We start from the raw sequence: 22,992 nt of genomic DNA on the forward strand, positions 1-22,992 counted from the left end.
AAAGACCGCTAAACTGTTGTAGCTCGGCTTATGCTACAAAGCAAATTCAAGAGTTTATACGGAAGACAGGCAGTTGCTAATTTGCAAGCACCTGGGCAAAAAAGTAAAAGAATTGTCATTTTTATCAAAAGATTTTCTATTGTAAATTTGGTCATGTAGCTCAGTAGCGATGCCTAGGTTGGGATACGCCTACGCAGAATATAAATTTTTCGGAATCACTAAGTTTAAAATGTTGCAATAGTTATACAGCGAAAGAATTGCCACTTTTATCGAAAGATTTATCATTGCAGATATGCTTTTATGGTAGTAGTCATCAGAAATTAATAACTTTTCCAGGCAGTCTAATGAATAGGTTGGTGCGATTAAAAACAACTATGTAAAGCTTTATAAAAATTCTGAGAGATGCTTGAGTTAAGCTTAATTTCTTTTTTGCATACCTTTTGATCATTTAGTTTTATTCCTGCCAACCTACTTAAGTATTGTAGAAACGAAAAATTTGACACCTCCATCAAAAGATTTTTGATTGCATATCAGTTATCATCCCCTCTATTGTGGTTCTTAGAAGCACAGCCTTACTTGCTGTATGCTTTGCAAAAATTTTTTGGTAGTGCGCTCACAACCATCAATCAGTAGCAATCAACCGTTTCTACTATCGATCAAACTCGGTCATAGCTGTGATAAACAACAGAGTTGTTCGTATTAAGTATTGCTAGCGCTGTGATTGTAAACTAAAAAGCCTTTGTGTAACTTTATGTAATTAAGTGAAACCATGAGTCAAAACTATACTGGTTCCAACTCTCCTCTCATCACTACTGAGCCATACAAAGAATTTCCAGCAAATAGATATGTAGAATCTTCTCGTCAGCTTGATGAATCGGAGAATAACGGGGGAACTCAGCCTTTTTTAAATGATGAAACACCAGCAACGCTTTCAGTTGCCGATGCGATCGCTCAGATGTTGGTAAATTTGGGAGTAAGCTACGCTTTTGGTGTCGCTGGTGGCGCGATGGCTAGCCTTTGGGGTGCGCTATCAAATAGCAGTATCGAGGTGTTGAACTTCCGCCATGAAGCCGGAGCAGCATTTGCAGCCACCGAAGCTTACTTTGCTAATAATCGCCCCACTGTAGTTTTTACCACAGCCGGGCCGGGGATCACTAACGCGCTGACCGGATTATTTGCGGCTCGTGGTGAAGGTGCAAAGGTGATTTTGCTATCAGCTTGCACCTCTGCACCGCAGCGTGGACGTTGGGCAATTCAAGAAACCAGCACTTATACATTGCCCAGTGGGGGAATTTTTACGCCAGGAGCGCTATTCAACTATGCAATCACTATTGAATCTGCGGGTCAACTACCGCAGATTTTCCGCAAACTTGCTTTAGCTATGGCGCAACCAGGTGGATTTGTTGCCCATTTGAGTATTCCCACCGCAGTGCAGACAAGTTTAGTTGAGGATGTAGCATTACCCCAACTAGATGTTACTCCGTTTCCGATGACTGCTTCCAAAGAAGCGATCGCTAAATCGGTAGAGTTATTATCATCTGGCCCCTTTGCTATCTGGGTTGGTTTCGGTGCGCGTGAAGCAGCAGAGGAAATCCTTGAACTCGCTGAAAAAACGGGAGCAGCCGTTATGTGTTCCCCCCGTGGTAAAGGTATCTTCCCTGAAGATCATCCCCAGTTTGTGGGTGTCACAGGTTTAGGCGGTCATGCTTCCGTCTTAACTTATATGGAACAGCAACCTCCACAACGCACACTCGTATTAGGAACCCGCCTTGGCGAACCGACTTCCTTTTGGAGTTCTGCACTAGTTCCAAAAGAAGGTTTCATCCATGTAGATATTGACCCAGAAGTACCAGGTGTAGCCTATCCCCACGTTGAAACTTTCGCAGTTCGCTCTGATATCAAAGCTTTTGTGGAAGAATTATTGGAGCAATTACCAGATGCTCCTCGTTCCACAACTTTGTCGCTACCTCATCCAGAACGCAAAGCAATTGAACCTGCACCAGACGTAGATTATCCAGTGCGGCCAGAAGTATTGATGGCAGCAATTCAAAAGATAATTGTTGAAGGTAGCGATGCAGTAGTTATGGCTGAGTGTGGTAATTCGTTTACTTGGTCAACCCATCTACTCCAATTTACCGAAACCAATCGTTATCGAGTCAGCACAGGAGTCGGCGCAATGGGTCACGCCGTTACTGGAGTGTTGGGTGCAGCACTAGCAAACAATAGTAAAGCTGTAGGGATTGTTGGCGATGGAGCAATGCTGATGAATAACGAAATCAGCACAGCCGTGAAATACAAAATTCCAGCGATTTGGATTGTTCTCAACGATGCGCGTTATAACATGTGCCATCAAGGGATGAAAATCTTGGGATTAAAGGGCGCAGATGCCACACTTCCACCGACAAACTTCGCCATGATTGCTCGTGGGATGGGAGCAGAAGCGATCGTAGTTGTTAGAGAGTCGGATATTGAAGCGGCATTAGAACAAGCGATCGCATCATCTGTTCCCTTTCTCATTGATGTCGTAATTGACGCTGATCGCCCAGCACCTTCTGGTGGACGGAATAAGAGTTTGGCAGCACAAGGAATTAAATCAACAGCTAAAAATGGAGCCAAGCAAGTTTCATTTCCAATGGTTTGATCTCGAAGATTTTTTTACGAACCGCCAAGAACGCCAAGGACGCAAAGGAAGAGTTTAGGTAATCTTATCGCTGGAAGAGAGTAAAACACAGAAATATCTCAATCTTTCAAAAATTCACGACACTGGATGCAAAACCCTTTAAAACTCTCTTACCTTTGCGCTCTCTGCGTCCTTGGCGGTTCGTTCCCTCATTTTCTTAATTCCAGCAACTAAATCTACCAAACTGGAACTTCAAATATTTGGTTTCTAACTTCACTCAATCTTAATATTCCAACCTACTTTTGTGTCTATATCTTTACATTTTGTAATGCTAATTACTTTCTCTAACCAATCCCAAACAATATCGAGAGGTCAAGATGCTGCTATTTGAAACTGTTAGAGAAATGGGTCACGAACAAGTTCTCTTTTGTCATGGTAAAAATCCCGAAATTAAGGCAATTATTGCCATCCATGACACGACATTGGGCCCAGCAATGGGAGCTACAAGACTCATGCCTTATGTCAACGAAGAAGCTGCTTTAAAAGATGCACTTCGTCTCAGTCGGGGGATGACTTATAAAGCTGCTTGTGCAAACATTCCGGCTGGTGGTGGCAAAGCAGTTATTATTGCTAATCCTGAAAATAAAACAGATGATTTGTTGAGAGCCTACGGACGTTTTGTTAACAGCCTCAATGGGCGTTTTATTACTGGACAAGATGTCAATATTACCCCTGATGATGTCCGAACAATCAGCCAAGAAACTAACCATGTTGTTGGAGTCTCAGAAAAATCTGGTGGGCCTGCTCCCATCACATCATTAGGAGTTTTTCTAGGAATTAAAGCTGCTGTAGAGTCTCGTTGGCAGAGCAAAAGACTTGATGGCATGAAAGTTGCAGTTCAAGGCTTAGGTAATGTCGGCAAAAATCTCTGTCGCCACTTACATGAGCATGATGTCAAGCTTTTTGTTAGCGATGTAGACCCAGCCAAAACAGAAGAAGTAAAACGGCTTTTTGGCGCAACTGTTGTAGAACCAACCGAAATTTACTCTCTTGATGTAGATATTTTTTCCCCTTGCGCTCTGGGAGGAATTCTTAACAGTCATACAATTCCTTTTCTCAAAGCTCAGATTATTGCTGGTGCAGCTAATAATCAATTGGAAAACGAGCAATTACATAGTCAAATGCTTACCAAAAAAGGTATTCTCTACAGCCCTGATTATGTAATTAATGCTGGAGGACTAATCAACGTTTACAACGAAATGATTGGTTATGACGAAGAAAAAGCCTTCAAGCAAGTGCATAACATTTATGACACCTTGTCAGCAATTTTTGAGATTGCGAAAGAGCAGGGAGTTACTACCAACGATGCTGCTAAACGGTTAGCAGAAGACCGCATCAAAAATAGTAAGCCCAGCAAGTCTAAAGCGATCGCAGCTTAATTATTATTATCTTAAGGAGTGAGAAGTGGAAAAAAATACTTTTGCAACATCAGCTTACATTGCTACTTCACCAGAGAGTGCTTTTGAATATCTTTGTAGTTTAAAAAATCTGGATGAATGGACGCTTTATAGCCGGATGAAAGAGCAAATTGATGAAGATACCTGGCTTGGAACTGCATCGGGTTATCACAAAAATCTCTATTATCACGTTAAAAAGCTCCAAAATCCGCTTTTCTACGGCATTGAATGGCACTGTGGATTAGAGTACCAAAAATATTTTCAAGTTTATCCTGTTTTGCTGTTCCCCACTGACTACATTGAGCCGGGAACAGATGAAAAAGGTGTATATTTTCACTGGTTAAGCTTTGTCGATCCTAAACGGCAGACTCAGATGATTATGCAGGGGATTCATACAGTCCATACTTCGGAATGTCGTTCTCTCAAAGGTAATTTGGAACGCAAAGCTGGTCTGACCTCAGCAGCCAAAGGAAGCCACTTTATCGATACTGACACCATTTATGTTGATGCCCCAATTGAAATCGGTATTGAATACTTAAAAGACTTACAAAATATAGATGAGTGGGCGCATCTGTTACGCCCAAATGGTGATATTACTTCTGAATCAGGTGAATTCAAAGATGAATATGACCAAAAGGTAAAAGTTTCGGTGCGAGTTCATTCTTTGAGTAAATACTACTTACTTGAACAAGAATACTTTTATCCAGAATACGAATATTATCAGCGTTCTGTAGCGTTACTTATCCCAACCGCTTATGCTTTCGCTGACCCCGAAGCTTCTGGTTTCATCCTGCATCGAATCACATTTTGGAAAACAGATGGAACTGTTAGCCACGGCAAACTTCAAATTGAAGACTTTGGCGCTGAGAGCATGAACATAAAACGCTTACTCGAAGCCAAAGCTGGCAACCTCAAATCATTTGATCGAGGAATGAGCTATCTGCCAAAAATTCAAGAGGATTTAGTCATTAGTCATTAGTCATTAGTCATTGGTCATTGGTCATTGGTCAAATAACAAATGACAAATGACAAATGACAAAGAACAAAATATGAAACTGAAGCCATTCACTATTACTATCCTCTCTTTTTGTGTTGCCGCTTTTTCTGGAATGAAAGCTGCGTCAGCCGCATCCTTTTCAGTAATCGCCGACGGTTTATATAATGCCGGCGGACTGAGCTTTAGTCCTGATGGTAATCTCTATGTTACAGAGGCGGGAATAGGGGGAAGTGGCGCTTGCGTTCCACCAGCAAGTGGTCAAGGTGATTCTCTATGCTATGGCACAAGTGGAGCAGTTACCAAAATTGAGAATGGTAAGACCGAACGCATACTTACAGGACTTCCTTCCTTAGCATTACCAGATGGTACTGGAGCCGCAGGCCCTCGTGATATCAAATTTGATGCTATAGGTAAACCTTATGTTCTGATTGGGTATGGGGCTAATCCAGCCTTTCGCGATCGCAATTTAGGTTACACTGACCTCGGTAAAATCATCGCTCCCGACTTTAATACCAATTCCTGGACGAGTGTTGCCGATTTAGCTAACTATGAACTCGCCAACAATCCCGATGGTGGTGATGTCGGTAGCAATCCCTTGGGTTTTGTCATAGATGGCAATAAGTTAGTTGCAGTTGATGCAGGTGCAAACAACTTACTCAGCGTTAATACTGATGGGAGGAATTTGCAGGCGATAGTTGCGTTTCCCCAAGACATATTAACTAATCCAGTCTTTCCACCCTCTGGTACACCATCCAATGAACCGGCGCAAGTGCCGTCTCAAGGTGAAGAGGTGCGATCGCCGCAGTTTGCAACCCAAGCAGTACCCTCAAGTGTGGCAAAAGGCCCCGATGGTGCTTATTACGTCAGCCAATTTACTGGTTTTCCCTTCCCAGAAGATGGGGCAAAAATCTATCGAGTCGGTGCTGATGGAACATCAACAGTCTTCGCCGATGGTTTTACCCAACTCACAGATTTGGAATTTGATACTGAAGGCAATTTATATGCTTTGCAGTACGCCAATCAGTCAGCTTGGAAGGGTGATTTTGATGGTTCTGTCATCAAAATAGCTGCCGATGGCACTCGCACAACTCTGCTGAGTGGCAATGGATTAGAGTCACCTAGCGCCTTGACTATTGGTTTGGATGGTGCGGTATACGTCACAAACCGAGGCGATCGCCCTGGACTTGGACAAGTTCTCAAAATTGAGAATACCAAATCTATCCCTGAACCTGATTCTATTTTAGGCGTATTAGCGATCGGTGCTTTGGGCATTGCTTGGTTGCACAAAAAGAGAAGCTAGTAAACCTCCCATAAATGGAGTTGTGGCGCTCAAGTAAAGAGTTTCAAACCAATCCTACGTTCCTCAAAGACTGGGATTAGTCATCTTTTAATAACCATAAAGTTTTCCACTTATTTAATTCTCAATCTCCAAAGGTATGAAACTCAAATCATTTGCTCTTACATCTTTGACATTTTGTTTTGCTGCTATTTGTGGAACGCCATCTGTACAAGCTGCAAAGCTAACGACAATTGTTGATGGAATCAGTAATGCACGGGCTGTTAGCTTTGGCCCTGACGGCAGTCTCTACGTAGCAGAGCCAGGTGTCGGAGGAAACGGAAATTGCCAACCATCTCCGAGTACCTTGTTTCAGCCTATCTGTGCTGGTAATAGTGGTTCGCTGGTCAAAGTTGCATCAGACGGCACCACACAGCGTCTATTCAATAACTTTGAATCTATAGCAGAACAACCCACTGGCAACCAAGGCGCTGGTATTCAAGACGTACAATTCGACTCTCAGGGGAATGCTTATCTTCTAACTGGGTTTGCCGGTTATCCAGGAAATCGTGATCTAGAATCACTTAACCTTGGTGCTAATTTCCCGATCCCACCACAGCAACTTGCTACTTTCCCGCCATCCACACCGGATAAAGTACTGAATACCCCGCTTTTAGCACAACTTTTCAAAGCTGACTTGAATACCGGAAAGCTGGAAAGTATTTTCGACTTCGGCAAGTATGAAATTACTAATAACCCAGACGGTGGGGATGTAGTTACCAATCCCTTTGATTTGACCGTGAGTGGTGATACTGCTTATGTCATTGACGGGGGTGGAAATACCGCTTATAAAATCAAACTTGACGGAAGTGAGTCTGAGGCGATCGCAATTCCCAAGAAAGTCCTTAGTGCCTCTACATTACCACCTTTACCACCAGGACAAGAACTGCCTCCAGGTTTAGTAGAAATACTTCCAGGAGGAAATATCGCAATTCAATCAGTACCTACAGGTGGCACGATTGGCCCCGATGGAGCCTTGTATGTTGCCGAATATTCAGGTTTTCCATATCCAGAAAATGAATCGCGGATCTTCCGCATCGGCGAAGATGGGAACCCAGAGGTTTTTCTGGATGGGTTTACACAAATTACTGACTTAACCTTTGATGAGCAAGGCAATTTGCTGGTGTTACAGTTCGGCGACGAATCCCAGTTGCAGGGTGACTTGCGGTTCCTTCCCGGTTCTCTGATTCAAGTTGCTCCAGATTTAACTCGCACAACCCTGGTTGCTGCCGGTGAAGGGTTGGAATCGTCTGCTGGAATCGATATTGGCCCTGACGGGCAAATATACATCACCAAACGCGGTGTTGGGCCAGAACTAGGGTCGGTTGTTCGGGTGGATGGTATCGTTGCCGAAAAAGTCCCCGAACCTACCTCAATCTTGGGCTTATTAGCACTTGCTAGTGTAGGCGCAACTGGTGCGATCGCCAAGCGCAAACGCCAACACAAGTTGGGTGAATTGCTAGCCAAAGCAGAGATAGTCTAATTCCTCATTACCAGCCTATTTTGTCAGATATAGCTTACAGAATAGGCTGCTGCCTCACACAGAAAGTTGCATTTCAAACAAGAGGCAGCAGCCCGAATTTTAGGGTTCCCAAACTAGGACTGGGAACAAAATTAGTCTAGGAAAGAGTATACACTCATACAACCAGGACTTCAAACTCATGGGATTAGTCAAAAATTTGTCGCTTGCTATTCTCGGTACCGGATTCACCGTGTTAGCAACAGCGGCTCAGGCCAAAGCTGTAACATTAACTTACGACAGAAGTATTGGTAGCCCTGGCTTCGGCCCTGGAGAACTGTTTGTTCCTCAAGGGATAGCGGTGGATAGCCAAGGAAATACCCTCATAGCTAACGGACGCGGTATTAACCCGGCGGATGGTACTCCTAACTTCAACCTCGGTAACAAAATTGAAAAATTTAGTCCAACCGGTCAGTATATTGGATCAATTGGCTCCGGCGGCACAGGGCCCGGACAATTTGACGAGCCAACAACTGTAGACTTTAATCCATTAACAGGGGATTTGTATGCAGGTGATGTTTATAACAACCGCATCAATCAATTCGATTCTCAGGGTAACTTTATTAGATCCTTTGCAAATGGAGATTTTACCCCTCTCGTAGAGGGTAGGTTTTTCTTTGGGCCATCTGGTGTAACATTTGACAAGGATGGCAACTTCTACGTAGGTGATTTTAACGGTGAAAGGATTCTTAAATATACATCAGACGGACAGCAACTTGGTGTCATTGGTGGTACCAGAGGCACTGCACCTGGGGAATTCCAAGGTGTAGCAGGTGTAAGAATTTCCCCAGTTAGTGGAAATATCTTTGTAGCTGACCAATATAACAACCGCGTTCAAGTACTCGATCCAACTGGTAATCCTCTGTTGGCATTTGGTTCAGCAGGTAGCGAACCTGGACAGTTTCTTCAGCCAATTGGCATCGAAGTGGACGACCAAGAGAATGTTTATGTAGCTGATTCTATCAATAGCCGCGTACAGGTGTTTGATAAAAACGGTAACTTCTTAACTTCCTTCGGTGAAAATGCCCGCGATGCATCAGGTAATCCGGTACCGCCTCCAGCATTAACTGGCCCTCCTTTTGGCAACCCCCTCGACCTCACTCCCGGCAGATTTAACTGGACGGGTGGCACAACCCTCAAAGATGACAAGCTTTATGTGGGCGATTTCTTTCAAGGTCGCGTCCAAGTGCTAAACGTAGAAAACAGAAAGCAAGTACCTGAACCTGGTTCAGCATTGGGTTTAGCATTGCTTGGACTTGGGGCTGCTACCATCACATTGCGGAAACGTGGACAACAAAAGCCAGTCTTTAGTTTAGAGAAAGAACTGCAAAAACAATACTGAGTTTCGATGCTTGCTTGAATAGCATCCAAGCGTAAGCTGTTCGTAGCAAGGACTTTAGTCTTTATTATCTAAGGACTAAAGTGCTTATTACAAAGATTGCTTGATAAAGTACTAGTTAATGAATAGAAATTTACAGTCTAATCCAAACTAACTTTGACAGCACTAGGTGGGCAACGCTCACCTTACAAACAAGGCAAAAACGAACACAACAAAGCCAACATTATCAAGGTGCTTCCAGGAAATTAATAGTTTATGCAAATTCTGATTTATTCATACAACTATCATCCAGAACCAATTGGTATTGCACCTTTGATGACTGAACTAGCAGAAGGGCTGGTGAAGCGAGGGCATCAAGTGCGGGTAATTACAGGTATGCCTAACTATCCTCAGCGCCAAATTTACGACGGGTATCGAGGTAAGTTATATGTTACTGAACAGAAAAATGGTGTCAAAATTCAGCGTAGTTACCTGCGGATTAAGTCTAAACCTAACCTTGTAGACCGACTACTGCTAGAGTTGAGCTTTGTTTTTACAAGTTTGCCACAAGCGCTCAAGGGCGAGCGACCTGATGTAATTCTCTTAACAGTACCACCGCTACTAGTTTGTTTACCTGCAACTTTGATAGGTTGGCTATACAACTGCCCGGTAGTGCTGAATGTGCAAGATATCCTTCCAGAAGCTGGTGTGCGTGTTGGGCTAATTAAGAACAAGTTGATGATTAAAGCTCTGGAAGCTTTAGAAAAATTCGCTTACCGAACTGCACATACCATTAGCGTGATAGCCGATGGCTTTGTAGATAATTTAAAAAATAAAGGTGTACCTGCTAATAAAGTTACCTGCATTCCCAATTGGGTAAATCTAAATTTTATCCGCCCTTTACCAAAAGAAAATAACTCTTGGAGAGCCACCCATCAACTCGATGGTAAATTTGTAGTGCTTTATTCAGGTAATATTGCTCTCACGCAAGGTTTAGAAACAGTAATAGAAGCAGCAGCCCGTTTACGTCATCTAAAAGAAATTATCTTCGTCGTAGCAGGCGAATCTCAAGCCCTCGAAAGATTGCAAAAACATTGTCTTGCTTGTGGTGCAGATAACGTTTTGCTTTTAACATTGGAAGTGCGAGAAAAACTACCACAAATGTTAGCAGCCGCAGATGTGGGGTTGATTGTACAAAAGTGCAATGTGATTTCCTTCAATATGCCTTCTAAAATACCACTGTTGTTAGCCAGTGGTCGCCCAATTGTGGGTTCGGTTCCCGCCACCGGCACTGCTGCCAAAGCCATCAGACAAAGTGGTGGCGGCGTTATCGTTGAGCCTGAGTCAGCAGATGCTTTGGCGGCGGCGGTGCTGGATTTATATCATCAGCCGGAATTAGCAGCGCAATTAGGACGTAAAGGAAGAAAGTTTGCGGTAGAAAACTATTCCTTTGAGCAAGCGCTAGACCGATATGAAGAGTTATTTGCTGATGCGATCGCCAAAAGAGCAACAAACTTGGATATCTTACCAGAAATAAGTTCTAAAGAATCACTTGTTGATATTTGAAAATTGGGGACGCGAAAAATGCCTCTGAAATCCTCTTATTCAGATCAGCTTAAAAAAACTGACCAGAGCTTGATCGCCTTACTTAGCGATCGCATATCATTATTAGCATCAGAACAGCCTTCTTTAGATGAACAACTAGCTGATGTCGCTCCCCTACTCGCTCAAGCTGGTATTCCTGAGTCTGTTTGGGCGGATGTAGTAAAGAGTTGTCATGCCAGTCTTACCCCTAAATCTGCCACAAATCATGTCAGTCCCCGACAAATTACCATCATCGGTGGACACGGCAGGATGGGAAGATTATTTAAAGAGCAGCTTTCTTTAGTAGGTCACAATGTTAGCGTTCTCGAACATGATGATTGGGAATACGCAGAAAAACTGTTAAGTCAGGCAGAATTAGTATTAGTAAGTGTTCCTATTGAACATACGGTTGATGTTATCAAACGAGCAGCAAAATATCTTGCTCCAACTACAGCCTTGTGTGACATCACAAGTATTAAAACACAGCCGACTCAAGCAATGCTCGAATACCATTGCGGCCCCGTTATGGGCTTACATCCAATGTTTGGGCCAAATATCAAATCGTTTTTGGGGCAAAAAGTGGTAGTTTGTCCAGGCCGAAATGATGATTCATTTCAATGGCTATTAGATTTTCTGAAAGCTAAAGGTGGAGAGTTAATTGTTTGCACGCCTGAAGAACACGATCAAATGATGGTGATTATTCAAGCCACGCAGCATTTCTGTAGATTTAGTCTGGGGGTTTTCTTAGCACAAGCAAGGGTGGAGATAGAGCAGAGTTTAACAATGTCAACTCCTAATTATCGTCAAGAAATTGATACTGTGAAACGTTTGTTTGCTCAAAATCCTAATTTATGTGTTGATATTATGCTAGCTACTGAAGAAAGATGTAATGCTATTAGTTTTTTAGCTAATACTTACAGCCGTTTGGCTAGACTGGTGGCTAGGAAGGATAGAGAGGCATTAATTAAAGAGTTTGAAAATACTCAAAGTTTTTTTGAAGAAAAAATTAACAGTTTTCTCCAGCCTTTAAATACAACGGCTCAGATGCACACAAATATTAGCATTTGAGGAATAATTCTGTTTGAGGGACGAACCGCAAAGGGCGCAAAGAGCGCAAAGTAAGAAAGGAATAAGGAAAGAAAGAGAGAAGATTATAAAATTTGGCACATCCTCACAAGGAAATGAGATAAAGAAGAAAACTATGCTGATAGATATCTTTCATGATATCGTTTGCCCTTGGTGCAGAATTGGGAAAAAACATCTGTTTGATGCACTGACACAATGGCAAAAACAAGAAGTACATATCCGATGGCATCCCTTTTTTCTGGATAATACTGTTCCTACTGAGGGGTACGAATTTCGTAGCTTTATGCAAGATAGAAAGGGGATTAAAGCGGAAGAACTGCAACATCTGTTTGATTATACGCAACGCGCAGGGGAGGCGGCTGGGGTTAAGCTAGATTTTGAAAAAATCCGTTTGGCTGTCAATACTAAGCTTGCTCACCAACTGATTGCATTAGCGCCCGCAAACGTAAAAAATGATGTCGTCGAAGCTATTTATAGAGCTTACTTTGAAGAGGGTTTGAATATTGGAGATATTAACGTTATTGTTGCCATCGGTACAGCATACCAGATGGATGCTACCGCATTAAAGTTGCAATTAAACGATCGCGATGTCGTTGATACAGTTGTTGCTGAATCAGCATTTGCTCGCTTAAATGGCATCAATAGCGTGCCGTTTTTCATCATAAATAATCAAGTCAAGGTAAATGGTTCTCACTCGGTTGAGGTTTTCCTTGAAGCTTTGAATAGTGCTGCACTTTTAGATATACCTGCAAAAATATGATAGTTGACATCAAGCAAAAAAGTAGATTAATTCATCAACGTGTTTCGGTTACTTTTAACTACGAGGTTTACTTCACCCAAAATTTATTTGAGTTGCAAAATCCCACGCTAGCGCAAGTGGTTACGGCAGATGAGGAGACAAAACCGAAGAAAGTAGTTGCGGTGGTAGACGCAGGAATATTAAAATATCAACCGGAATTGGTGAAGCAATTAGTTGCGTATACCAAATTTTATGCAGAGGTACTAGCGATCGCAGCCGAACCCATGATAATTTCGGGAGGAGAAGCTGCCAAGAACGATCGCACTCTAGTAGAGCAAATCCAGCAACTCATTGAAACAGCCGGATTATGTCGCCATTCTTATGTGTTAGCGATCGGGGGCGGGGCAATATTGGATTTGGTAGGATATGCTGCTGCAACTGCTCACCGGGGAATTCGCTTGATTCGGGTTCCGACAACGGTGTTAGCACAAAATGATTCTGGGGTTGGGGTAAAAAACGGTATCAACGCCTTTGGTAAAAAGAACTTTCTCGGCACATTTGCGCCACCTTATGCAGTTATAAATGACTCTGCGTTCTTGACAACCCTAGATGATCGCGATTGGCGTTCTGGGATTGCAGAAGCGGTGAAAGTGGCGCTGATTAAGGATGCTAAGTTTTTTGATTTTATCCACTCTCACAGCAAAGCCCTGGGGCGGCGAGACATGGATGCTATGCAACAGGTTATCTATCGTTGCGCCCAGTTGCATCTAGAACATATTGCTAATAGCGGCGATCCTTTTGAAATGGGTTCGTCTCGTCCCCTAGATTTTGGACATTGGGCGGCTCATAAACTGGAGCATTTGACAAATTATCGCTTGCGTCATGGCGAAGCTGTTGCGATCGGTATTGCTTTGGATAGCACTTATTCTTATTTAGCAGGATTGCTTGATTGTTCAAAATGGCAACGAATATTAAATACTTTATCAGCGTTGGGTTTCACGTTGTATGTGCCAGAACTGACCCAGAAATTATCACAACAGGAACATCCTGATTGTTTGTTTCGAGGTTTAACTGAGTTCCGCGAACACTTGGGTGGAGAATTGACTTTAACGTTGCTACAAGGGATTGGAAAAGCAATTGAAGTTCATGAGGTGAATTTGTTGTTGTATAGGCAAGCAATATCATTATTGCGGGAATTTTAAGATTGTAGAACTAACCCTTTCAAAGTGGGTAAAAATTATCGTTCTCTTTACTCTGTGTCCTCTGCGCCTCTGTGGTTCGATAAATGAATTTTAAACCGCAGAGGCACAGAGAACGCTGAGAAATAACAAGATATTTTACAAGTTACATTGAAGGGCTAGATTGAATTTTAAAAGCGTAGATATAGTCCTAAAGCTTTAGACGATATCTTACTTTTGAGAGAGGCGGATAAGCTCAAGTAAGATTATTAAAAATAACAATCAATAATTAGTATAAAAAGCGAATAAATTGACACCCAATCTAAAAATTATTCAATGTATTATCTGCTTGATATCTAGTACTCTTAAATAAGAAGCAAAAAGTTTTTAATTACATTTCCCCCAAATAATCCGCAGATTGAAATAGCTTGATTTGGATTGATATTGAATCATCTAATTTTTTATCTGCCTATAAATAACTACTAATAATCATTAATAGCTTTTGACTAATCACTCTTACAGAGAAATTACCGATGATTTTTAATTCCCGTTCCTATAAAACCCTTGGCGGCGTAATTGTTTCTCGCTCCATCACCGAAGTGAAGATGGACACTGCCCTGGAAGATATTCTGTTTCATTTAAATTCTCAGCGTGGCGGTTTGCTAAGAAGCAGCTACGAATATCCAGGTAGATATAAAAGATGGGCAATCGGATTTGTCAATCCACCATTAGAATTAAGTACACAAGAAAATGCTTTTAATTTGATAGCGTTGAATGAACGCGGTCAAGTACTTCTACCATTGCTATTAGAGTGTTTATCCAACTCAATCCAACTTGAGAAAGTTACCCTAGACAATAACAATATTGTCGGCTTTGTTAAATCTAGTAAGAGATTATTCACTGAAGAAGAACGCAGTAAACAACCTTCAGCATTTACAGTTGTCCGCGAAATTCTACATACTTTCTCTAGCCCAGAAGATGAGCATTTAGGATTGTATGGGGCTTTTGGTTATGACTTAGTTTTTCAGTTTGAACCAATTACCCAACGTCTAGAACGTCCTACAGATCAGCGTGATTTGGTGCTTTATCTCCCTGATGAATTGATAGTTGTTGATTACTATCAGCAACGCGCATTTCGTCTACAATATGATTTTGAAACAGCGCACGGCAACACGATGAACCTTCCTCGAACAGGTGAGTCTGTTGATTATCGCGGAAAACATCTTACCCCTAATCAAACTGCTGATCATAAAGTAGGCGAGTATGCCAAAAAAGTTGAGTCCGCACTCGATTATTTCCGCCGAGGCGATTTATTTGAAGTTGTTCCTAGTCAAAACTTTTTTGAAGACTATGAAGATGAACCCAGCAAACTATTTGAAACTTTAAAGGATATAAATCCTAGTCCTTATGGGTTTATTTTCAACTTAGGTGGAGAATATTTAATTGGCGCATCTCCAGAAATGTTTGTGCGAGTTGAAGGGAAGCGGGTAGAAACTTGTCCCATTAGTGGCACTATTAGCAGGGGACTAGATGCTCTTGACGATGCAGTGCAAATTCGTCATTTACTCAACTCGCACAAAGATGAAGCTGAGTTGACCATGTGTACAGATGTCGATCGCAATGACAAATCTCGAATCTGTGAACCTGGTTCAGTACAAGTGATTGGTCGTCGCCAAATTGAATTATACAGCCATTTAATTCATACAGTAGATCATGTTGAAGGGATACTGCGATCGCAATTTGATGCTTTAGATGCCTTTCTCTCCCACACTTGGGCGGTTACAGTCACCGGCGCACCCAAAAAAGCCGCAATAGATTTTATTGAACAGCACGAACGTAGCGCCCGACGTTGGTATGGTGGCGCAGTCGGTTATTTAAACTTCAATGGGAATTTGAATACTGGCTTAATTCTGCGGACAATTCGATTAAAAGACTGCATCGCCGAAGTCCGAGTTGGGGCGACTGTGCTTTATGACTCCATACCCCAAGCAGAAGAACAAGAAACAATCACCAAAGCTGCTGCTTTATTTGAAACAATTCGCCGTGTTAAGCAAAGCAGTCACAAAATTGATGAATCCAGTTCTCGAAAATCAGCTAAAATCCTCCCTTGTGCGGCAACTGGCAAACGCATCTTACTAATAGATTATGAAGACTCATTTGTTCATACATTAGCTAATTACATTCGCCAAACTGGTGCAAGCGTCACCACATTACGTCATGGTTTCTCAGAATCGCTATTCGATACAGAACGCCCTGACTTAGTTGTTTTATCTCCTGGGCCTGGTAGACCAAGTGATTTTCGGGTTCCCCAGACTGTTGGGGCGCTTCTTCATCGCAAAATTCCCATTTTTGGAGTTTGTCTAGGGCTGCAAAGCATTGTTGAAGCTTTTGATGGACAATTGGGAGTTCTCAACTATCCTCAACATGGGAAATCTTCACGGATTTTCGTTACTGATTCCGATTCCGTTACCTTCAAGAATTTACCAGAATCCTTTACCGTGGGTAGATATCACTCATTATTTGCTCTCCCGCAGTATTTACCGAAAGAACTGAAGGTGACAGCGATTTCTGATGACAACGTAATTATGGGTATTGAACATCAGACACTTCCCATTGCCGCCGTTCAGTTTCATCCAGAATCAATCATGACTTTAGCGGGAGAAGTCGGTCTGGAAATCATTAAAAATGTGGTGCGTGCATATACACAGGTGGAAGAGTCATTAGTCATTGGTCATTAGTCATTTGTCATTAGTCATTCTCCCTGCTCCTTGTTCCATTGTTCCCTGCTCCCTGCTAACAGATTATGACTAACCAAGTTACCGCTTCTCGCCATATTCTTGAAGAGATTGTGTTGCATAAAAGGCAAGAAGTTGCACAGATGCAACAGGAACTTCCTTTAGCTTCTTTGCAACAGCAGTTAATTGCGGCTCCAAGTATCCGAAATTTCTTAGCTGCTTTACAACAAAATCCCAACCAACCTAGCTTAATTGCCGAGGTAAAAAAGGCATCACCCAGCCGTGGGATTATTCGGGCTGATTTTGATCCAGTTGCGATCGCTCAAGCTTATGAACGAGGTGGTGCAGCTTGTCTATCAGTCCTCACTGATCATAAGTTTTTTCAGGGCAGTTTTGACAATCTGCGTAATGTGCGTCAAAAAGTAGCATTACCCCTACTGTGCAAAGAATTCATCATTGACCCCTATCAAATCTATCTAGCACGGACAGCAGGCGCAGATGCAGTTTTGTTGATTGCTGCTATCTTATCAGACCAAGAACTGCAAAACTTTCTGCGAGTGATTCATGATTTGGGTATGAATGCACTGGTGGAAGTCCATACTTTGGCTGAACTGGATAGAGTTCTTAAGCTTGACGACTTACATTTAGTAGGAATCAACAATCGCAATCTAGAAGATTTTACGGTTGATTTAGGAATAACCCAGCAACTTTTAGCACAGCGTCAGCAATATTTGCAAAGTTTGGATATCACTGTTGTCAGTGAATCTGGACTCTATACACCTGCTGATTTATCTCTTGTCGCTGAAGCTGGTGTACGTGCGGTTTTGGTCGGAGAATCTTTAGTTAAACAAAGCGATGTAGAACAAGCTGTGCTGAGTCTTTTAAGCCTTTTCTAGAATACAGACCTAACCCCCAGCCCCTTCCCTGCGAGCGTTGGGGAGTAAGATTCAAAGCCTCTCTCCTTTTAGGCTACGGTATACACACATCTTTTTGTTAGGTGCAAAATGTGTATTGATCCCCCTAAATCCCCCTTAAAAAGGGGGACTTTGAGAGCTTTTTGCCCCCCTTTTTAAGGGGGGTTGGGGGGATCAAAAGCCTGTAGCACAACTCTAGAAGACTTGTGTGTACACCGTAGCCTAAAAGCAGAGAGGTTTGGAGAGAGGCCAAAGTCTATTGCATCCAAAAGACAACTACTCTAATACTCGACGACGGAGCTAAAAGAATCGTTAACGGAGCTAAAAGGCTCATTAACGGAGATAAAAGACTCGTTAACGGAGATAAAAGCCTCATTAACGGAGATAAAAGCCTCATTAACGGAGCTAAAAGCCTCATTAACGGAGCTAAAAGCCTCATTAACGGAGATAAAAGCCTCGTTAACGGAGCTAAAAGACTCGCTGACGGAGCTAAAAGACTCATTAACGGAGCTAAAAGACTCGCTGACGGAGCTAAAAGACTCATTAACGGAGATAAAAGACTCGTTGACGGAGATCAAAGACTCAACAACAACAAATATAGCGTGGGTATCGCTAATTCCTAAATGTTGATTTTTCCAGAATTATTAACTAATCATTAACTATTTTTCAAAATGACTTCTATTTCCGACTCTTTTCAAACTTTACGCGATCGCCAACAGTGTGCTTTAATCCCCTTTATCACAGCAGGCGATCCTAACTTAGAAATCACTGCTCAAGCTTTACGTATCTTAGATCGTAATGGTGCTGACTTCATCGAGTTAGGCATTCCCTACTCCGATCCTCTCGCAGATGGGCCTGTAATTCAAGCAGCCGCAACTCGCGCTTTGCAAAAAGGCACGAAATTAGAGCAAGTATTAGAGATGTTGGAAGGTTTAACTCCTACCCTGAAAGCGCCGATAATTCTATTTACTTATTACAATCCCATTTTGCACCGGGGTATTAAGACATTTTTGGCGCAAATTGCCACTGCTGGCGTGAAAGGCTTGGTAGTGCCAGATTTACCCTTAGAAGAAGCAGAAGAATTAATCCAAACTGCTGCATCTTTTGGGATTGAGGTAATTTTACTCGTAGCTCCTACCAGTTCTAAAGATAGGATTTTAGCGATCGCTCGTCAATCTCAGGGTTTTATCTACCTGGTAAGCGTCACAGGCGTTACAGGTATCCGCGCTCAAATCCAAGACCGCGTAAAAGATTTAATTACCGACTTGCGAAGCGTCACTGATAAACCCATCGGCGTTGGTTTTGGTATTTCCGGGCCAGAACAAGCGCATCAAGTAATGGAATGGGGAGCAGATGCGGTGATTGTTGGTAGTGCCTTCGTCAAACGTCTAGCTGAAGGTAGCCCAACAGAAAGATTACAAGCTGTAGAAAAGCTTTGTCAAGAACTTAAAACAGCAATTACCCCAGTATCCCTGCAACAAGTTGTTTCTGCAAAGTAAAAAACTCTCTCTCTCTTTCTTCTCTCTGTGCCCTCCGCGCCTCTGTGGTTCGATAAAAAATAACGAACCGCAGAGACACAGAGAACGCAGAGATTTGAAGAGTCACCTTGAATAGAACGAAAGTAAAAAATACTTGAACGTAAAAGGATTTTAAACAGTGGTAAGCATACAAGACATTAAGACTGCAACTATCCAACCAGATTCTTTGGGCAGATTTGGAAGATTTGGCGGTAAGTACGTCCCCGAAACCTTAATGCCTGCATTAAGTGAGTTAGAAGCAGCATTTCATCAATACCGCAACGAGCCGAGTTTCCAAGCCGAACTGCAAAACCTACTGCGCGATTATGTCGGACGACCCAGCCCATTATATTTTGCTGAACGCCTGACAACAAACTACGCTAGACCAGATGGCACAGGGCCACAAATTTATTTAAAGCGTGAGGATTTAAATCATACAGGCGCTCACAAAATTAATAATGCTTTAGCTCAGGTGTTGCTAGCTAAACGCATGGGTAAGCAACGGATTATTGCCGAGACGGGTGCAGGACAACACGGCGTAGCAACTGCAACTGTATGTGCTAGGTTTGGTTTGAAATGTGTGATTTACATGGGCATCCACGATATGGAACGCCAATCGCTGAATGTCTTCCGCATGAAATTAATGGGGGCAGAAGTTCGTCCAGTAGAAGCGGGTACGGGAACTCTCAAGGATGCAACATCTGAAGCAATTCGGGATTGGGTGACAAATGTGGAAACAACCCATTACATCCTCGGTTCTGTTGCCGGGCCTCATCCCTACCCGATGATTGTCCGTGACTTCCACGCGGTAATTGGTGTAGAAACTCGCGCTCAATCCCAAGAGAAATGGGGAGGATTACCAGATATTTTACTGGCTTGCGTCGGTGGAGGTTCTAATGCGATCGGCTTATTCAATGAATTTGTGCATGAATCTTCAGTGCGTCTAATTGGAGTGGAAGCGGCGGGTGAAGGTGTAGATACAGAAAAACACGCTGCTACCTTGACAAAGGGAAGAATAGGTGTATTGCATGGTGCAATGAGCTATTTACTGCAAGATGATGATGGTCAAGTCATCGAAGCCCATTCAATTAGTGCCGGATTAGATTATCCCGGCGTTGGCCCTGAGCATAGTTATTTAAAGGATCTTGGTCGCGCTGAATATTACAGTGTGACTGATAAACAAGCCTTAGATGCTTTTCAAAGACTCTCGCAACTAGAGGGAATTATCCCAGCTTTGGAAACTGCTCATGCGATCGCATATCTCGAAACCCTTTGTCCTCAGTTAAAAGGCAATCCCCGCATCGTCATCAATTGCTCCGGTAGAGGTGACAAAGATGTACAAACCGTCGCCAAAGTCCTGATTCCCTAGTGGTTCATGTCATTGATTTAGATGAGTTCGTAGTAAGCACTTTAGTGCTTAAAAATTCAGGACTAAAGTCCTGACTACAAACTTATTCTTCATTCAGAACTAGTCAAATGAGAAATAACCACAATGATAACTGTAACCCAAGCTCCACCCGAAAACATCGCTATCTCTTCTGAGTTCTACAACTGGCCAGCTTTATTGCAACAGTTGTTAAATCGGCAATCGTTGACGGTTTCCCAAGCTACAGATTTGATGCAAGGTTGGCTCACAGATGCCATTCCCCATGTCCTATCAGGAGCAATTTTAGCCGCAATCCAAGCTAAAGGCGTATCCGCAGAAGAATTAGTGGGCATGGCCAGGGTCTTACAATCCCAATCCCCAGTACCCAGTACCCAGTACCCAGCCCCCCTAATTGACACCTGTGGAACTGGTGGAGATGGCGCTTCAACTTTTAATATTTCCACTGCTGTCGCCTTTGTCGCCGCCGCCGCCGGGGTAAAAGTTGCCAAACATGGCAATCGTTCGGCATCTAGTAAGACTGGTTCAGCTGATGTGTTGGAAGCTTTGGGGATAAATCTCAACGCCAATCCAGAAAAAGTGCAAGCCGCAGTCGGTGAAGTTGGAATCACCTTTTTGTTTGCTCCAGGTTGGCATCCTGCACTCAAAGCGATCGCAACTTTACGAAAAACTTTGAAGGTGCGGACTGTTTTTAACTTACTCGGCCCGCTAGTAAATCCCATGCGGCCGACAGGGCAAATTATTGGTGTGAACGATCCGCTTTTACTAGAGGAAATTGTTCAAGCTTTATCGCAATTGGGATGTCAACAAGCGATCGCACTTCATGGACGCGAACGTTTAGATGAAGCTGGTTTGGCTGATGTCACTGATTTAGCTGTACTCCAAGATAAAAAGGTGCGTTCTCTAACGCTGAACCCTCAAGAACTTGGTTTGAATTTTGCACCCACTGCTGCATTGCACGGTGGAGATGTCGAAGAAAATGCTGAAATTTTGAAGGCAGTTCTCCAAGGTAAAGGCACGCAAGCGCAGCAAGATGTTGTCGCTTTAAATACAGCGCTAGCGCTTCAAGTTGGTGAAGCCATTCACGGGGAAACGGATATTTTAGTTGGTTGTGTTAAAGGTATTATCCTGGCGAAGGAAATCCTGCAAAGCGGCGCGGCTTGGACAAAACTAGAACAACTCGCTGAATTTTTACACTAGACGAACCTCTCCTCATAGGATTAAGCCTCTCTCCGTTTCGGGGAGAGGTTTGGAGAGGGGTCAATATATTACACCCAAAACTATACACAAGGAAAAACAGATGATTATCATACTTAAAAACGGTACACCTGCTGAGGAAATTACCCGTATCAGCGAAGAACTGAGTGAAACTTGGAAAGTCACGGTAGAAAAAAGCGTTGGAACTCATAAAGTTGTACTAGGGCTAATTGGCGATACCACTAGCATCGATAAATTACAGGTTCAGGAATTTAGCCCTTGGATTGAGCAAGTATTACGGGTGCAACAACCTTTCAAACGGGTAAGCCGAGAATTCCGACATGGAGAAGCCAGCGAAGTTGTTGTACCTACACCCAACGGTGATGTCTATTTTGGCGAACATCATCCAATCGTAGTGGTAGCTGGGCCTTGTTCCGTTGAAAATGAAGCGATGATTGTCGAAACCGCAAAGCGCGTCAAGGCAGCAGGAGCGCAATTTCTGCGTGGTGGAGCCTACAAACCCCGCACTTCACCTTATGCTTTTCAAGGTTATGGTGAAAGCGCTTTAGATTTATTAGCAGCAGCGCGGGAAGCTACTGGTTTGGGTATCGTCACAGAACTGATGGATGCTGCGGATTTATCAGCAGTGGCGAAAACAGCTGACATAATCCAAATCGGAGCGCGAAATATGCATAACTTCTCGCTGTTGAAAAAGGTAGGCGCTCAAGATAAACCAGTGCTACTCAAACGGGGGATGTCTGCCACAATTGACGAGTGGCTAATGGCAGCAGAATATATTTTGGCATCTGGAAATCCAAATGTAATTCTTTGTGAGCGGGGAATCAGAACCTTTGATGGTAAATATGCCCGCAATACTTTAGATTTATCAGTGCTTCCGGTGTTGCGATCGCTAACGCATTTACCAATTATGATCGATCCTAGTCATGGTACGGGTAGGTCAGAATATGTGCCATCAATGGCAATGGCTGCGATCGCAGCTGGTACAGATGCCTTGATGATTGAAGTTCACCCCAATCCCGCAAAAGCTTTATCTGACGGGCCGCAATCTCTCACCCCTGATAAATTTGACCGCTTAGTTCAAGAAATGTCAATTATTGGCAAAGTAGTCGATCGCTGGTCTACACCTACATTTGATAGCATTAATGACAACCGCATTCTCTTCGCACCAAAACTATCAAAGTAGACAGAGTGTAATCTCAGCTGATTTTTTGTGAATGGCTAAACCCGATCAACAGATTTTTTAAACAAAAGAATCCGTTGGTCGGGTTTTCATCAGCACGAAAGACTGATTATTGTAGAGACGCAGGGTTAGCGCGTCTCTTGCCTTAACCATAATAATTTTTATTACTTAGGATAGTTCCGAGTTAAATAAAATTGTATTTAAGATTAC

The 22,992-nt window shown here is 42.9% G+C and carries 17 protein-coding genes; all 17 read left to right on the forward strand.

Annotation, left to right across the window (positions count from 1 at the left end; genetic code table 11):
- Positions 1 to 769 precede the first annotated feature (769 nt).
- The 17 genes from scyA to aroF all read left to right on the forward strand — a co-directional run bounded on the left by scyA (position 770) and on the right by aroF (position 22,785).
- Positions 770 to 2,641 carry a scytonemin biosynthesis protein ScyA gene (gene scyA, locus ACFFRD_RS27540; protein ID WP_392478738.1) on the forward strand — a complete coding sequence of 624 codons (1,872 nt, stop codon included), beginning with the start codon at positions 770 to 772 and terminating at the stop codon, positions 2,639 to 2,641.
- A 356-nt stretch (positions 2,642 to 2,997) separates the two neighbouring features.
- Complete coding sequence (gene scyB / locus ACFFRD_RS27545; RefSeq protein WP_392478740.1) at positions 2,998 to 4,059, forward strand: tryptophan dehydrogenase ScyB; 1,062 nt, start codon at positions 2,998 to 3,000, stop codon at positions 4,057 to 4,059.
- A gap of 25 nt (positions 4,060 to 4,084) precedes the next feature.
- Positions 4,085 to 5,056 carry a scytonemin biosynthesis cyclase/decarboxylase ScyC gene (gene scyC / locus ACFFRD_RS27550; RefSeq protein WP_335041276.1) on the forward strand — a complete coding sequence of 324 codons (972 nt, stop codon included), beginning with the start codon at positions 4,085 to 4,087 and terminating at the stop codon, positions 5,054 to 5,056.
- A 70-nt stretch (positions 5,057 to 5,126) separates the two neighbouring features.
- Positions 5,127 to 6,374 carry a ScyD/ScyE family protein gene (locus tag ACFFRD_RS27555; RefSeq protein WP_392483181.1) on the forward strand — a complete coding sequence of 416 codons (1,248 nt, stop codon included), beginning with the start codon at positions 5,127 to 5,129 and terminating at the stop codon, positions 6,372 to 6,374.
- A 136-nt stretch (positions 6,375 to 6,510) separates the two neighbouring features.
- On the forward strand, positions 6,511 to 7,893 hold the full coding sequence (locus ACFFRD_RS27560) for a ScyD/ScyE family protein (protein WP_392478742.1): 1,383 nt from the start codon (positions 6,511 to 6,513) through the stop codon (positions 7,891 to 7,893).
- 178 nt (positions 7,894 to 8,071) lie between these two features.
- Positions 8,072 to 9,271 carry a scytonemin biosynthesis PEP-CTERM protein ScyF gene (gene scyF / locus ACFFRD_RS27565; protein ID WP_392478743.1) on the forward strand — a complete coding sequence of 400 codons (1,200 nt, stop codon included), beginning with the start codon at positions 8,072 to 8,074 and terminating at the stop codon, positions 9,269 to 9,271.
- A 252-nt stretch (positions 9,272 to 9,523) separates the two neighbouring features.
- The gene (locus ACFFRD_RS27570) at positions 9,524 to 10,813 is read left to right on the forward strand and encodes a glycosyltransferase family 4 protein (protein WP_392478745.1); all 1,290 of its coding nucleotides are present in this window, start codon (positions 9,524 to 9,526) and stop codon (positions 10,811 to 10,813) included.
- Positions 10,814 to 10,831: 18 nt separating this feature from the next.
- Complete coding sequence (gene tyrA, locus ACFFRD_RS27575; RefSeq protein ID WP_392478746.1) at positions 10,832 to 11,899, forward strand: bifunctional chorismate mutase/prephenate dehydrogenase; 1,068 nt, start codon at positions 10,832 to 10,834, stop codon at positions 11,897 to 11,899.
- A gap of 133 nt (positions 11,900 to 12,032) precedes the next feature.
- Entirely contained in the window at positions 12,033 to 12,677 is a 645-nt protein-coding gene (locus tag ACFFRD_RS27580; protein WP_392478749.1) for a DsbA family oxidoreductase, read from the forward strand.
- Positions 12,674 to 13,858: a 3-dehydroquinate synthase gene (locus ACFFRD_RS27585; protein WP_392478751.1), complete on the forward strand. Its 1,185-nt coding sequence runs from the start codon at positions 12,674 to 12,676 to the stop codon at positions 13,856 to 13,858. The genes ACFFRD_RS27580 and ACFFRD_RS27585 overlap by 4 nt, the downstream gene beginning before the upstream one ends.
- A 509-nt stretch (positions 13,859 to 14,367) precedes the next feature.
- Positions 14,368 to 16,572: an anthranilate synthase gene (locus ACFFRD_RS27590; RefSeq protein ID WP_392478752.1), complete on the forward strand. Its 2,205-nt coding sequence runs from the start codon at positions 14,368 to 14,370 to the stop codon at positions 16,570 to 16,572.
- 65 nt (positions 16,573 to 16,637) lie between these two features.
- A complete protein-coding gene (gene trpC / locus ACFFRD_RS27595; protein WP_392478755.1) occupies positions 16,638 to 17,465 on the forward strand; it encodes an indole-3-glycerol phosphate synthase TrpC in 828 nt (275 codons plus the stop codon).
- Between the two features lie 455 nt (positions 17,466 to 17,920).
- Positions 17,921 to 18,106, forward strand: coding sequence for a hypothetical protein (locus ACFFRD_RS27600; RefSeq protein ID WP_392483182.1), 186 nt, complete (start codon positions 17,921 to 17,923; stop codon positions 18,104 to 18,106).
- A 48-nt stretch (positions 18,107 to 18,154) separates the two neighbouring features.
- Positions 18,155 to 18,982, forward strand: a complete 828-nt coding sequence (gene trpA, locus ACFFRD_RS27605; RefSeq protein WP_114080646.1) for a tryptophan synthase subunit alpha — start codon at positions 18,155 to 18,157, stop codon at positions 18,980 to 18,982.
- A gap of 157 nt (positions 18,983 to 19,139) precedes the next feature.
- Positions 19,140 to 20,369 carry a tryptophan synthase subunit beta gene (gene trpB, locus ACFFRD_RS27610; protein WP_392478756.1) on the forward strand — a complete coding sequence of 410 codons (1,230 nt, stop codon included), beginning with the start codon at positions 19,140 to 19,142 and terminating at the stop codon, positions 20,367 to 20,369.
- A 123-nt stretch (positions 20,370 to 20,492) separates the two neighbouring features.
- A complete protein-coding gene (trpD, locus tag ACFFRD_RS27615; protein WP_392478757.1) occupies positions 20,493 to 21,584 on the forward strand; it encodes an anthranilate phosphoribosyltransferase in 1,092 nt (363 codons plus the stop codon).
- A gap of 100 nt (positions 21,585 to 21,684) precedes the next feature.
- Positions 21,685 to 22,785, forward strand: a complete 1,101-nt coding sequence (aroF, locus tag ACFFRD_RS27620; protein ID WP_392478759.1) for a 3-deoxy-7-phosphoheptulonate synthase — start codon at positions 21,685 to 21,687, stop codon at positions 22,783 to 22,785.
- The last annotated feature ends 207 nt before the right edge of the window (positions 22,786 to 22,992 follow it).

The sequence above is a fragment of the Nostoc sp. C110 genome, from assembly GCF_043099725.1.
Classification (GTDB): Bacteria; Cyanobacteriota; Cyanobacteriia; order Cyanobacteriales; family Nostocaceae; genus Nostoc; species Nostoc muscorum_A.

Excerpts from the sequence above, each read along its gene's own strand:
- ACFFRD_RS27580 (WP_392478749.1), top strand. The coding sequence starts at position 12,033 with ATGCTGATAGATATCTTTCATGATATCGTTTGCCCTTGGTGCAGAATT.
- ACFFRD_RS27590 (WP_392478752.1), top strand. The coding sequence starts at position 14,368 with ATGATTTTTAATTCCCGTTCCTATAAAACCCTTGGCGGCGTAATTGTT.
- trpA (WP_114080646.1), top strand. The coding sequence starts at position 18,155 with ATGACTTCTATTTCCGACTCTTTTCAAACTTTACGCGATCGCCAACAG.
- ACFFRD_RS27555 (WP_392483181.1), top strand. The coding sequence starts at position 5,127 with ATGAAACTGAAGCCATTCACTATTACTATCCTCTCTTTTTGTGTTGCC.
- trpD (WP_392478757.1), top strand. The coding sequence starts at position 20,493 with ATGATAACTGTAACCCAAGCTCCACCCGAAAACATCGCTATCTCTTCT.
- ACFFRD_RS27585 (WP_392478751.1), top strand. The coding sequence starts at position 12,674 with ATGATAGTTGACATCAAGCAAAAAAGTAGATTAATTCATCAACGTGTT.
- aroF (WP_392478759.1), top strand. The coding sequence starts at position 21,685 with ATGATTATCATACTTAAAAACGGTACACCTGCTGAGGAAATTACCCGT.
- tyrA (WP_392478746.1), top strand. The coding sequence starts at position 10,832 with ATGCCTCTGAAATCCTCTTATTCAGATCAGCTTAAAAAAACTGACCAG.
- trpC (WP_392478755.1), top strand. The coding sequence starts at position 16,638 with ATGACTAACCAAGTTACCGCTTCTCGCCATATTCTTGAAGAGATTGTG.
- ACFFRD_RS27560 (WP_392478742.1), top strand. The coding sequence starts at position 6,511 with ATGAAACTCAAATCATTTGCTCTTACATCTTTGACATTTTGTTTTGCT.
- scyB (WP_392478740.1), top strand. The coding sequence starts at position 2,998 with ATGCTGCTATTTGAAACTGTTAGAGAAATGGGTCACGAACAAGTTCTC.
- scyA (WP_392478738.1), top strand. The coding sequence starts at position 770 with ATGAGTCAAAACTATACTGGTTCCAACTCTCCTCTCATCACTACTGAG.
- scyF (WP_392478743.1), top strand. The coding sequence starts at position 8,072 with ATGGGATTAGTCAAAAATTTGTCGCTTGCTATTCTCGGTACCGGATTC.
- ACFFRD_RS27570 (WP_392478745.1), top strand. The coding sequence starts at position 9,524 with ATGCAAATTCTGATTTATTCATACAACTATCATCCAGAACCAATTGGT.